General features: G+C 51.2%; 10 protein-coding genes. 6 read left to right on the top strand and 4 right to left on the bottom strand.

Annotated features, from left to right (window positions below; all coding sequences use genetic code 11):
• Positions 1-12: 12 nt before the first annotated feature.
• Together K2G43_RS12470 and K2G43_RS12465 are read right to left on the bottom strand one after the other, a co-directional pair.
• On the bottom strand, positions 13-1,185 hold the full coding sequence (locus tag K2G43_RS12470) for a FecR family protein (RefSeq protein ID WP_300155726.1): 1,173 nt from the start codon (positions 1,183-1,185) through the stop codon (positions 13-15).
• Between the two features lie 336 nt (positions 1,186-1,521).
• Positions 1,522-2,067 (bottom strand): RNA polymerase sigma-70 factor, encoded by a 546-nt coding sequence (locus K2G43_RS12465; RefSeq protein WP_300155723.1) that lies wholly within the window; start codon positions 2,065-2,067, stop codon positions 1,522-1,524.
• A 180-nt stretch (positions 2,068-2,247) separates the two neighbouring features.
• On the opposite strand from K2G43_RS12465, the gene typA reads away from it, so the two are divergent.
• Both typA and K2G43_RS12455 read left to right on the top strand, forming a co-directional pair.
• Complete coding sequence (gene typA, locus K2G43_RS12460; RefSeq protein ID WP_297642030.1) at positions 2,248-4,047, top strand: translational GTPase TypA; 1,800 nt, start codon at positions 2,248-2,250, stop codon at positions 4,045-4,047.
• 206 nt (positions 4,048-4,253) lie between these two features.
• Positions 4,254-4,694: a PepSY-like domain-containing protein gene (locus tag K2G43_RS12455; protein WP_297642029.1), complete on the top strand. Its 441-nt coding sequence runs from the start codon at positions 4,254-4,256 to the stop codon at positions 4,692-4,694.
• 91 nt (positions 4,695-4,785) lie between these two features.
• On the opposite strand, the gene aspA is transcribed toward K2G43_RS12455, so the two are convergent.
• Together aspA and K2G43_RS12445 are read right to left on the bottom strand one after the other, a co-directional pair.
• On the bottom strand, positions 4,786-6,219 hold the full coding sequence (gene aspA, locus K2G43_RS12450) for an aspartate ammonia-lyase (protein ID WP_297642027.1): 1,434 nt from the start codon (positions 6,217-6,219) through the stop codon (positions 4,786-4,788).
• Positions 6,220-6,380: 161 nt separating this feature from the next.
• Positions 6,381-7,709: a deoxyguanosinetriphosphate triphosphohydrolase gene (locus K2G43_RS12445; RefSeq protein WP_297642025.1), complete on the bottom strand. Its 1,329-nt coding sequence runs from the start codon at positions 7,707-7,709 to the stop codon at positions 6,381-6,383.
• Positions 7,710-7,831: 122 nt separating this feature from the next.
• Between K2G43_RS12445 and dut the strand changes: the two genes are divergently transcribed.
• The 4 genes from dut to K2G43_RS12425 all read left to right on the top strand — a co-directional run bounded on the left by dut (position 7,832) and on the right by K2G43_RS12425 (position 12,207).
• Entirely contained in the window at positions 7,832-8,266 is a 435-nt protein-coding gene (gene dut, locus K2G43_RS12440) for a dUTP diphosphatase (protein WP_297642054.1), read from the top strand.
• Between the two features lie 144 nt (positions 8,267-8,410).
• Entirely contained in the window at positions 8,411-10,264 is a 1,854-nt protein-coding gene (locus tag K2G43_RS12435; RefSeq protein ID WP_297642023.1) for a tetratricopeptide repeat protein, read from the top strand.
• Entirely contained in the window at positions 10,242-10,841 is a 600-nt protein-coding gene (locus K2G43_RS12430) for a DUF4292 domain-containing protein (RefSeq protein WP_297642021.1), read from the top strand. Before K2G43_RS12435 ends, K2G43_RS12430 begins: the two co-directional genes overlap by 23 nt.
• A gap of 58 nt (positions 10,842-10,899) precedes the next feature.
• Positions 10,900-12,207, top strand: coding sequence for a peptidoglycan DD-metalloendopeptidase family protein (locus K2G43_RS12425; RefSeq protein WP_300155683.1), 1,308 nt, complete (start codon positions 10,900-10,902; stop codon positions 12,205-12,207).
• The last annotated feature ends 31 nt before the right edge of the window (positions 12,208-12,238 follow it).

Genomic DNA, 12,238 nt, shown 5'->3' with positions numbered 1-12,238 from the left:
AATGATTAATGGTTAGTTATGAAATGTAATTGTTTTCCCGTCTATTCCGGCATGTATGTTTCCCGTCGCCTCCAGCAGTTCGAGGAAAGGGGTAATCTCTTCGTAACGGTTCACGTTACAGCCGAATCGTTTGTTCTTCAAAGCCTCGTTGGCATACTTCACCTCGATGTTATACCAGCGCGACAAGGTCTTCATGATCTCCTCCAATCTCCGGTCCTTGAAGTTGATTTTCCCCTTCACCCACGAGGTGTAGAAGGTGGTATCCACCGTACGCACCTGCATCTCTCCGTCGCCCGGCATCCACAAAGCTTGCTGTGAGGGACGCAGCACCAAACTCTCGCCTCCGTCGGCATTCACTTTCACCGAGCCGCAGACAAGGGTGGTCTGGTACTCTTCTCCCGGATAGGCCGAGACATTGAAAGCGGTTCCCAGCACCTCTATCTGCATGCCTTTTGTACACACCACAAAAGGAGTCCCGGCTTTGCTTACCTCAAAAAAGGCCTCTCCCACCAGCTCCACCTCCCGTTTTCCGGCCTCAAACGTAACCGGAAAACGCAGGCTGCTCAGTGAATTAAGATGCACTTTCGTGCCATCGCTCAATACCAGCTTATATTCTCCACCCTGAGGTATTTCCACCTTATTATACATAGGAGCTGACTGCTCCACCTTTTGCGCAGCATGGTAGCTCAATGTGGTAGAATCCACCAGCATCTGCTCGCCCAACAATCGTGCCTGCTGCTCACCGACGTTCTTGTCCAGAAAGACAGTCTCGCCATTGTCCAACGTAAGAATCGCCTTTGCCTCACCCGGCACTATCGACTGAGCGGCCAACAACGAATGACTTTCTGCCGACGGAGCTTCCGGACTGTTCTGAAGCGCCAGTGCCAATACCAAAACAGGCACCGCCAAAATGGCTGCATAACGCACCATCGTCAAGTACTTCCGCCTGAAATTCATACGCCTGATTCGCCGTTCCACTTCTTGCCATCCAGCTTGCGAATCATAGTACGTCTTGCGTGCCACTTGCTGCTTCCGGTACTCTTCATCGCAAATCCTTTGGAAAAGTGCTTCATGCTCCATGCTCTCTTTCCGCCATTCATCCAAATGCACACGCTCTTCCGGAGTGATGCTACCGGATAAATAACCGGAAATCAGACGGGCTATACGAAAATCCCCATTTATCATAATTTGACTAGTTTTAGAGTATCTTTTATTATAGAACAGGCTTATTTGAAAACATGGTGACTATTATTAAAACTTTTTTGTAGAGAAATAAATTCTAACCTATGGAAAACAACTTCTGTTTTGCCCAAAAACAAGTGGGCTGTCTATAGACAGCCAATTAGCTGTTTGCATACAGCCGATGGGCAGTCTATAAACAGCCTATTGGCTGGCTGCAAACAGCTCACTTATTTATAGGTAAAAGAGGAGTTATTTATCAACGTCATAACACTTGTTTTCAGGTACTCTGGAAGTTAGTAACGGCCTGAATGAAATTCGAATATTCTGCTTGATTCTAAGTTACAGAAAAAGAAGAAGGTAACAATAGTAGTAATCCGTAAGGTATTTACGCAGTTTCTTATAAGCTGTCTTTTTAAGTGTATGCACCGTTTCGGGAGAGATTTGGAGGGCTTCGGCAATCTCGGCATTCTTCTTTCCCTCCAACGCCAGCTGCATGATGGCCTTCATCTGCGGGGGCAGCTTCCCGATGGCTTTCGAAAGCATCCGGAGCGTCTCCTCTTCCACCACGGCATCATGGAAGAAAGCATCTGTCTGTTTCGCTTTGATTTTCTGTTCATATTCGTAGGCAACCTTGGAATGCTCCAGTTCGTTCAGCGAGCGGTTGCGCACTGTCGTGTAGAGAAAGGCTTTCACCTGGTGGCGGTAGTAGAAGTCGTTGCGCAGTTGCCACAGCTTGACAAAACCATCTTGCACAATGTCGGCTGCCAGCTCCGGGTCTTCCACATACTGGCAGGCAAACGAACAGAGTGAACCATAATATGCCTTGAAGACATCATGGTACTCCTGTTCGTTCAATTTGATGCTATTTCCCGGATTTAAAATCATTTTTTTCAGATTTAAGCCGCTAATATAAGGATTTATTGAGGAAAACCGCCTCTTTCCGGCAGAAAAACGGCACACTTCCGTACGACTTTCTCATTTGCCGGAGTATCACAAAAAGCCGTGTTTCTATCATGTATCTCATACAAAATCACTATCTTTGCGCCCCAAATAATAGGTATTTGTATGCAAAACATTCGAAACATTGCAATTATTGCCCATGTGGACCATGGGAAAACGACGCTCGTTGACAAGATGCTTTTGGCCGGAAACCTTTTCCGAAGCAACCAAAGCACAGGTGAATTAATGCTGGATAACAACGACCTGGAACGTGAGCGAGGTATAACGATTCTCTCGAAGAACGTCTCCATCAACTACAAAGACACCAAAATCAACATCATCGATACTCCGGGACACAGCGACTTCGGCGGCGAAGTGGAGCGTGTGCTCAACATGGCGGACGGATGCATCCTGCTGGTGGATGCCTTTGAGGGTCCCATGCCGCAGACCCGCTTCGTGTTGCAGAAAGCGTTGGAAATAGGACTGAAACCTATCGTGGTGGTGAACAAGGTGGATAAACCCAACTGCCGCCCCGAAGAGGTGTACGAAATGGTGTTCGACCTGATGTTCAGCTTGAACGCCACCGAAGACCAGCTGGACTTCCCCGTTATCTACGGTTCGGCAAAGAACAACTGGATGAGCACCGACTGGCAGCAGCCGACCGACAACATCTGCCCCTTGCTGGACTGCATTCTGGAGAACATCCCTGCTCCCGAGCAGTTGGAAGGCACGCCGCAGATGCTGGTGACTTCGTTAGACTACTCTTCTTATACCGGACGTATCGCCGTGGGCCGCGTGCACCGTGGCACGTTGCGTGAAGGCATGAATGTCTCTCTGGCAAAGCGTGACGGCAGCATCGTGAAGTCCAAAATCAAAGAACTGCATACCTTCGAGGGCATGGGCCGCGTGAAGGTGCAGGAGGTCTCCTCGGGCGATATCTGTGCGCTGGTGGGCATCGAAGGCTTTGAAATCGGCGACACCATCTGCGACTACGAGAACCCGGAGGCATTGCCGCCCATCGCCATCGACGAGCCTACCATGAGCATGCTCTTCACCATCAACGACTCTCCCTTCTTTGGTAAGGAGGGTAAGTTCGTCACTTCCCGCCACATCCACGAACGCCTGACGAAGGAATTGGACAAGAACCTGGCACTCCGCGTACGCAAGAGCGAGGAGGACGGCAAGTGGATTGTCTCAGGCCGTGGTGTGCTCCACCTCTCTGTGCTGATTGAGACCATGCGTCGCGAAGGCTACGAACTGCAGGTGGGTCAGCCGCAGGTTATCTTCAAGGAGATTGACGGCGTGAAGTGCGAGCCTATCGAGGAGCTCACCATCAACGTGCCCGAGGAATATGCCAGCAAGATGATTGATATGGTGACCCGTCGTAAGGGCGAAATGGTGAAGATGGAGAGCACCGGCGAACGGGTGAACCTGGAGTTCGACATGCCGTCTCGCGGCATCATCGGGCTGCGTACCAACGTATTGACCGCCTCTGCCGGTGAGGCCATCATGGCGCACCGCTTCAAGGAGTACCAACCCTACAAGGGCGAGATAGAGCGCCGCACCAACGGCTCAATGATTGCCATGGAGAGCGGTACGGCATTCGCATACGCCATCGATAAGTTGCAGGACCGTGGTAAGTTCTTCATCTTCCCGCAGGAGGAGGTATATGCCGGTCAGGTGGTGGGCGAACATTCCCACGACAATGACTTGGTAATCAACGTCACGAAGTCCAAGAAGCTGACCAACATGCGTGCCAGCGGTTCGGACGAGAAAGCGCGCCTGATTCCTCCCGTACAATTCTCTTTGGAAGAAGCGTTGGAATACATCAAGGAGGATGAATATGTAGAGGTAACTCCGAAGTCCATGCGCATGCGCAAGGTTATCCTTGATGAGTTGGAGCGCAAGCGTGCGAACCGCAGCTGATAATAATTTTTATTAGATATCAAGTATAAAAGAAGGAGGGTGTCGAAACAGCGGCATACCTCCTTTTTTCATTTATTTTAAGCTCTCCCGATAAACAAACTCTTCATTTATTTGTTAGATTTGTATTGGTTCTGGAGTGTACAAAGTGCTTTCAGGACTTGTGTATGAAATAAATAATAGATTTTCAACTCTAAAAAGAAAGAATCATGAAGAAATTGACATTCCTCCTTGTGTGCCTGTTCACCTTGTGCACATCAGTCCTTCGTGCCGACAACGAGAAGCCCATTCAGGTGAACCAACTTCCCGCCACGGCGCAACAACTCATCAAACAGCATTTTGCCGACCGTAAGGTGGCGCTTGCCAAAGTAGAGACCGAACTCATGTCGAAGAGCTATGAGGTAATCTTTACCGACGGTGCACACATCGATTTTGACAGTAAGGGCAATTGGGAAGAGATAGACTGCAAGGCATCGTCCGTCCCCTCTGCCATCGTGCCGGCCCAGATTCAGGAGTATATCCGGAAGAACTATCCCGATACTACGGTCAAAAAGATAGAGAAAAACCGCCGGGAATATGAGGTAAAGCTCTCCAACCGTGTGGAACTCTCGTTCGACCTGAAATTCAACCTGACGGACATAGATATGTAATCTGTTTGGATAAATTTGGATAAAACGAATCACCCTTGTCACAGCTGACTGCGGCAAGGGTGATTTGTTTTATAGTGGAATTGTTTTCCGCTTATTTCTTCGGATGTATATCCAGTTTCACGGGGTGCAGCATGTTTTCGGGGCTTAAGATGGTGTCGAGGTCTTCCTTGCTCAGGATGCCGTGCTCCAATACCAACTCATAAACGCTTCGTCCGGTTTCCAAGGCTTCCTTGGCTATCTTGGTCGAATTCTTGTAACCGATGACGGGGTTCAGTGCGGTGACAACGCCGATGCTGTTGTGCACGTATGTTCTGCAACGTTCCGCATTGGCTGTGATGCCTTCCACGCAGCGGGTGCGCAGGGTGTCCAGACCGTTAATCATCAAATCTACCGATTCGAAGCAGCATTGTGCCATGACAGGTTCCATGGCGTTCAGCTCCATCTGGGCGGCTTCGCCGGCCATGGTGACGCAAAGCTCGTTGCCGATGACTTTGTAGCAAATCTGGTTCATCACTTCCGGGATGACCGGATTGACCTTGCCGGGCATGATGGAGGAGCCGGGCTGCATGGCGGGCAGGTTGAACTCTCCGAATCCGCAGCGCGGACCGCTTGCCAAAAGGCGCAGGTCGTTGCAGATTTTGTTCAGTTTTACAGCCACTCTCTTCAAGGCAGAGGCGTAGCCTACCAGGCAGGAGGTGTCGGAAGTGGCGCCTACCAGGTCGTTGGATAGCTTGAACGGGAACTTTGTTATCTCTGCCAGTGCTGCCACGCATTTCTCGGCATAGCCCGGTTCGGCGCAGATACCGGTTCCGATGGCGGTAGCTCCCATGTTCACGGTCAGGAAGTCTGCTGCCGCTTCGTCCAGGTGGTGGATTTCATCTTCCAGGATGCTGGCGAAGCCGTTGAATGTCTGTCCCAAAGTCATGGGAACAGCATCTTCCAACTGGGTGCGTCCCATCTTGATGATGGAGGCAAATTCCGTTCCTTTCCGGCGGAATGCCTCTATCAGTGCCTGCAAGTGGGGCAGGAAGCGGAGGTGTGAATAGTACATGCCGATGTGGATGGCGGTGGGGTAGGCATCGTTGGTGGATTGCGAGCCGTTCACGTGGTCGTTGGGCGAACAGAATTGGTATTCGCCGCGTTGGTGTCCCATGATTTCCAGTGCGCGGTTGGCAATCACTTCATTGGCGTTCATGTTGGTGGTGGTTCCTGCGCCGCCTTGAATCATGTCTATGGGGAATTGTTCATGGTGTTTGCCGTCGATGATTTCTTGGCAGGCGGTAATGATGGCATTTTTTTGTGTTTCGGTCAGCAAGTCCAGTTCATAGTTGGCTTTGGCGGCAGCCATCTTGGTGATGGCAAGTCCGTTGATGAACAAAGGGTATTCGTTCAGATGAAATTTGCTGATTGTGAAGTTTTCAATGCCTCTGAGCGTTTGAACTCCATACAGGGCACTGGCGGGTATTTCGCGGGCGCCGATTAAGTCGCTTTCTATGCGAGTGGCTTCTATTCTTTTTGATTCCATGATTAGATTGTTTTAAAGTTTCATTCTTATTTGTACGGCAAAAGTATGAACTATCATTTTGAAATCAAAATATAAATGAAATATTTAATTTTATTGTGTGTTGTTTCTTTGTTGTACTGTCTGGCGGCTTGTCTTGTTGCAAAATGTCAGTCCGACCGTCTTTATACTGCCGGCAGACTGTTTCCGTTTATCTTTCGGTAGAGGTCGAGCGCGAAGACGTCGGTCATGCCGGAGATGTAGTCCAGTACGGCCTGTATCCTTTCGTAGAGCGCGGTTGCCTTTATGTGATATTGGCTCGATACACGGTTGATGAGCAATTGTGAATACGCCTTTTCCGGTGAGGCGACCGCGTCCATCATCAGTTCGAGCAGGGTGCTGATGATGCGGAATCCGGCAAGCTCTATGTCCAGCACATCGCGTGAGCGGTAAATCCTCTCTTGCGAGAGGGCGGAGCAGTGGCTGTAGGCATTGGCGGGCAGTTCGGAGATGTGTTTGATGAGGCTTCCTTCGAACTCCCCTTCCAGGATAGCCTCTTCGTTGTTGACGAAGGCCTGCACGCACTCTTCGATAAGCAGTCCGATGACGCTGGAACGCAGGTAGGCTATCTGCTCGTTGGTGTCGCTCACAATCTCCATTGTCCGGAGCCGATGTGCCCGGCGCTCTTCCGAGAAGTAGGAGAGAAGCAGCTCTTTGGTCTCCTGCGTGGTCAGGATTTTCAGCTTGTGGGCATCTTCGATGTCCATCATCTGGTAGCAGATGTCGTCGGCGGCCTCTACGAGATAGACCAATGGATGGCGGGCATATTTCAGCGGAGAGTCGTTCTGCTTCTTCATGCCCAGCTCTTCGGCGATGCGGCGGAAACTCTCTTCCTCGGTGGTGAAGAATCCGAATTTTGACTTCTTGCCGGCAAGACTTGCCGAAAAAGGGTATTTCACGATGCTTGCCAGGGTGGAGTAGGTGAGGACGAATCCTCCCTTCCGTCTTCCTTCAAACTGGTGGGTGAGCAGGCGGAAGGCGTTGGCGTTTCCCTCAAAGTGGGTCAGGTCTTCCCATTGGGCGGATGTCAGTTGCTCTTTCAGGGAGATTCCTTTCCCTTCGGAGAAGAAGGTGGAGATGGCGCGTTCGCCCGAATGTCCGAAGGGCGGATTGCCCAAGTCGTGTGCCAAGCAGGCGGCGGAGACGATGGAGCCTATCTCGGTGAGGTAGCTGTTTTGCAGTTCCGGGTGGCAGGCAATGAGGGCTTTGGAGACATCATTGCCTAATGAACGGCCTACGCAAGAGACTTCCAGACTGTGCGTCAGTCGGTTGTGTACAAAGATACTGCCGGGCAGCGGGAATACCTGAGTCTTGTTTTGCAATCGTCGGAAGGGGGCGGAGAAGATAAGGCGGTCATAGTCCCGTTGAAATTCCGAACGGTTTTCGTGACGTTCCTGGTGAAACTCTTCCAGTCCGAAACGTTTGGCAGATAGGAGGGTATTCCAATTCATCATGGTTCTTTTGCGTTGAAGTTACTATTATTTAACTGCAAATGTATCACTATTTTCCTTTAAAAGCCGTATTTTCGCCCAATTAAATAAAGAATAAGAACTTACAAAGAAGAAAACATATCATGCTGAACGTGCAGATCATCAATAAATCGAAGCATCCGCTTCCGTCATACGCCACGGCGTTGTCCGCAGGGATGGACCTCCGTGCTAACCTCGATGAACCTCTATTACTGGCCCCTATGCAGCGGTGCCTGGTGCCTACAGGCCTTTATATAGCCCTGCCCGCAGGCTTTGAGGCACAGGTGCGCCCCCGCAGCGGACTGGCTATCAAGAAGGGAGTGACGGTGCTGAACTCCCCCGGGACGATTGATGCCGATTACCGCGGCGAGATTTGTGTCATTCTAGTGAACCTTTCTGCCGATACATTTGTGATTGAAGATGGAGAACGTATCGCCCAACTGGTGATAGCACGCCACGAACAGGCGGTGTGGCAGGAAGTGGAAACACTGGACGAGACGGAACGGGGTGCCGGAGGCTTCGGTCATACGGGCAAGAAATAGGTATATATTGACTCGTTTGACAGACACTTGTGTCTGTCGTCTCAAACACTTGCGTCTGTCTCGTCAAACACAAGTGTCTGTCGTCTCAAATACAAGTGTTTGTCAAACGCAATATTATGGTCTAAAAAACTTATAGCTAAACAGATGAAAATCAGTCTGAAAACAATACTCTTTCTTTTGGCCTGCTCTTTCAGCCTCTCTTCGTACGGAGCGTTGTTGGGCGGGGTGACAGGCGGCGTTGTCGGCGGAGCGGCTCCTCTGGCTGCGGCGAATGCGCCTGGAAAGGAGAAAAAGAGAAGCAAGAAACCGAAAAAGACGGTTGTGCCTACCATACAGGAACTTACTCCCGAACAGCAACGGCGCTACGACTACTATTTTCTGGAAGCGGCACGTCTGAAGGTGAAGAAGGAGTATGGCGCCGCTTTCGACCTGTTGCAGCACTGCCTGGCGATTAACCCGAATGCATCGTCGGCCTTGTATGAGGTGGCGCAGTATTATATGTTTCTCAAGCAGAAGGCGTTGGGACAAACCGCTCTGGAGAAAGCGGTGGAGAATGCACCCGACAACTACTGGTACAGCCAGGGATTGGCGAACCTTTATCTGCAACAGAACGAAACGGAAAAGGCCGCCGCTCTGCTGGAAGGGATGAAAAATCGCTTCACCGACAAGCTGGATCCGCTGTACAGCCTGCTGGACATCTACAACCGGCAGGAGGAGTACGACAAGGTCATCGGCATACTGAACACGCTGGAGGAGCGGATGGGTAAGAACGAGCAGCTCAGCATGGAGAAGTTCCGCATCTACCTGCAAAAGAAGGACGACAAGAATGCCTTCCACGAAATAGAGAGCCTGGTGGAAGAATACCCCAACGACATGCGCTACCGGGTGGTGTTGGGCGATGTCTATATGCAGAACGGCAAGAAGGAGCAGGCCTACGAAATCTATAAGACAGTGCTGGCGGAAGAGCCGGATAATGCGATGGCGATGTATTCGCTCGCCTCCTATTATGAAGAGACGGGGCAGAAGGAGCTGCACGAGCAGCAGCTGGATGCCTTGCTCCTGAACAAGAAGGTGGCTTCGGCCACCAAGCTGAACGTGATGCGCCGGTTCATTGTGCAAGGCGAGCAGGAGGGCAGGGACAGCACACGTGTCATCACGCTTTTCGACCGAATCCTGGAGCAGGAAGCCGACAATGCCGACCTGCTGATGCTGTATGCGCAATACCTCCTTTCCAAAGAGATGAACGAGGAGGCCGCTCCCGTCCTGAGGCAGCTCCTTGCCGTGGAGCCTACCCATACGGCGGCACGCATGACGCTGCTGGGCGAAGCCGTGCGGCGGGAAGACTACAAAGAGATAATAGCCCTCTGCGAAGCCGGTGTGGAGTCCAATCCCGATATGTTAGAGTTCTATTTCTACCTTGCCATCGGCTATAACCAGGCGGAGCGGATGGACGATGCCCTCGCCGTCTGCCAAAAGGCACTGGCACACGTCAACGAGAACAGTAGGAAGGAGGTGGTATCCGACTTCTATGCGATTATCGGCGATGTCCATCACAGCCGGAACCGGAACGAAGAGGCGTATGCCGCCTACGATTCGGCTTTGGTCTATAACCCCTCGAATATCAGTGCCCTGAACAACTATGCGTACTACCTCTCCGTGGAACGCCGCGATTTGGACAAGGCGGAGGAGATGAGTTACAAGACGGTGAAAGCGGAGCCGAACAACGCCACTTACCTCGATACCTACGCCTGGATATTGTTTGAAAAGGGCAATTATGCGGAAGCCCGTCTCTACATAGACGATGCGATGAAGAGCGACGAAGAGAAAAGCAATGTCATTGTAGAGCATTGCGGCGACATCTATTACATGACAGGAGATGTGGAGGGTGCCTTGAAGTACTGGCAGCAGGCGCTGGATATGGGCAGCGAGTCGAAGACATTGAAACAGAAGATACAAAAAAAGAAATATATAGCAGATGAAACCAAACCTGTTGAATAAAGAGCCGGTGAGGGCGTTCCGCCTTTTGCCGCTGCTGTTCGTGCTGGCCGTGTGCCTGGCCGGATGTAAGACCTCCCGCCAGGGAGGTAGTGCTTTGGGCGATACGGGCTACCTCTCTTCCAAAGTGCAACTGACCGTTCCTCACAAGGATGCGGCGCTCACGGTGAACGGCACCATGAAGCTGAAGAGCGGCGAACGGATGCAACTCTCCTTCCTGATGCCGATACTCCGGACGGAAGTGGCGCGTATGGAGGTCACTCCGGATGACATCCTGTTGGTGGACCGTATGGGGAAACGCTATGTGCGGACCACACGCAAGGAACTGAGGCGGCTGCTGCCCAAGAAAGCCGATTTCGCCCATCTGGAGAAACTGCTCTATGCCGCTTCCAAACCCGGCGGTAAAAGGGTGCTGACGGCAAAAGAGCTGGGAATCGCCTCTCTGGAGGAGGGAAGAGTAGAACTCTCGAACTTCTCCAACAAGGAGTTTTCAATAACCCCTACGCAGCTTTCACAGAAATACAAGGAAGTGGAACTGAAGGAACTCCTGAGACAATTGACGATTGCAATTGATAATTGACAGTTGATAATTGATAATTGAGAAATCTAAATCATAAATCTGAAATCTGCCCCTTCCCATGAACTCCCGTTTCCTTCTCCTCCTCTTCGCTTTCTTCTTGCAGGCTTCCCCGCTTCTTGCCCAGTCCAACAAGCTGATCAAGGAGCTGGAGAACAAGCGTGGCATTTTGCAGAAACAGATTGCGGAGTCTGAATCTTTGCTGAAGACCACCAAGAAGGATGTGGGCAGCCAACTGGGCGGACTGGCGGCATTGACAGGACAGATTGAAGAGCGGAAGCGTTATATCCTGGCCATCAACAACGACGTGGAGTCCATCGAACGGGAATTGACCTCTTTGGAACGGCAGTTGGCGCGTCTGCAACGCGAACTGAAGGACAAAAAGAAGAAATACGAATCGTCTGTCCAATATCTGTATAAGAACCGTTCCATTGAAGAGAAACTGATGTTTATCTTCTCTGCCAAAAACCTGTCGCAAACGTATCGGCGGATGCGCTATGTGCGCGAATATGCCACCTATCAGCGTTTGCAGGGAGAAGAACTGCTGAAAAAGCAGGAGCAGGTGAAGCACAAGAGGCAGGAGCTTCGTCAGGTGAAGAGTGCCAAAGAAGAGTTGCTGAAGGAGCGCGAGGCGGAAAAAGCCAAGCTGGAAGAACAGGAGAAAGAGAAAAAGGTGCTGGTAGCCAATTTGCAGAAGAAGCAGCAGGGATTGCAAAACGAGATTAACAAGAAACGTCGCGAAGCCAATCAGTTGAACACCCGCATCGACCGCTTGATAGCGGAAGAGATAGAAAAAGCCCGCAAGCGTGCGGCGGAAGAGGCACGCCGTGAAGCGGCCGCCCGCAAGAAGGCCGAGGAGAAGAGTGCGGACAAGACCACCGCTTCTGCCACTCCCAAAAACACCACCGCTCCTGTGGAGGCTTTTTCAATGAGCAAGGCAGATCGTGAACTCTCCGGAAACTTTGTCAACAACCGGGGCAAACTGCCCATGCCCATTACGGGTGCTTATATCATTACCAGTCACTACGGACAATACGCCGTAGAAGGCTTGCGCAATGTCAAACTAGATAACAAGGGCATCGATATTCAGGGAAAGCCCGGTGCGCAGGCGCGTGCCATCTTCAACGGTAAAGTGGCGGCGGTCTTCAAACTGAACGGATTGTTCAACATCCTCATCCGTCATGGCAACTACATTTCCGTCTATTGCAACCTCTCTTCCGCTTCCGTCAAGCAGGGGGATGATGTCACCACCAAACAGACCATCGGCCAAATCTTCTCCGACAACTCGGACAACGGACGCACCGTGCTGCACTTCCAGTTGAGGAAGGAGAAGGAGAAACTGAATCCGGAGCCGTGGCTGAATAGATGATGAGAACGTATTTTTGCCAACTTAGGAAATG

Source organism: Bacteroides sp., assembly GCF_029057325.1.
Classification (GTDB): Bacteria; Bacteroidota; Bacteroidia; order Bacteroidales; family Bacteroidaceae; genus Bacteroides.
This window is presented reverse-complemented; position numbering and strand designations above follow the sequence as displayed.

Coding starts and splice junctions, on each gene's coding strand:
- K2G43_RS12470 (WP_300155726.1), bottom strand. CDS start 1,185: ATGATAAATGGGGATTTTCGTATAGCCCGTCTGATTTCCGGTTATTTA.
- K2G43_RS12465 (WP_300155723.1), bottom strand. CDS start 2,067: ATGATTTTAAATCCGGGAAATAGCATCAAATTGAACGAACAGGAGTAC.
- typA (WP_297642030.1), top strand. CDS start 2,248: ATGCAAAACATTCGAAACATTGCAATTATTGCCCATGTGGACCATGGG.
- K2G43_RS12455 (WP_297642029.1), top strand. CDS start 4,254: ATGAAGAAATTGACATTCCTCCTTGTGTGCCTGTTCACCTTGTGCACA.
- aspA (WP_297642027.1), bottom strand. CDS start 6,219: ATGGAATCAAAAAGAATAGAAGCCACTCGCATAGAAAGCGACTTAATC.
- K2G43_RS12445 (WP_297642025.1), bottom strand. CDS start 7,709: ATGATGAATTGGAATACCCTCCTATCTGCCAAACGTTTCGGACTGGAA.
- K2G43_RS12435 (WP_297642023.1), top strand. CDS start 8,411: ATGAAAATCAGTCTGAAAACAATACTCTTTCTTTTGGCCTGCTCTTTC.
- K2G43_RS12430 (WP_297642021.1), top strand. CDS start 10,242: ATGAAACCAAACCTGTTGAATAAAGAGCCGGTGAGGGCGTTCCGCCTT.
- K2G43_RS12425 (WP_300155683.1), top strand. CDS start 10,900: ATGAACTCCCGTTTCCTTCTCCTCCTCTTCGCTTTCTTCTTGCAGGCT.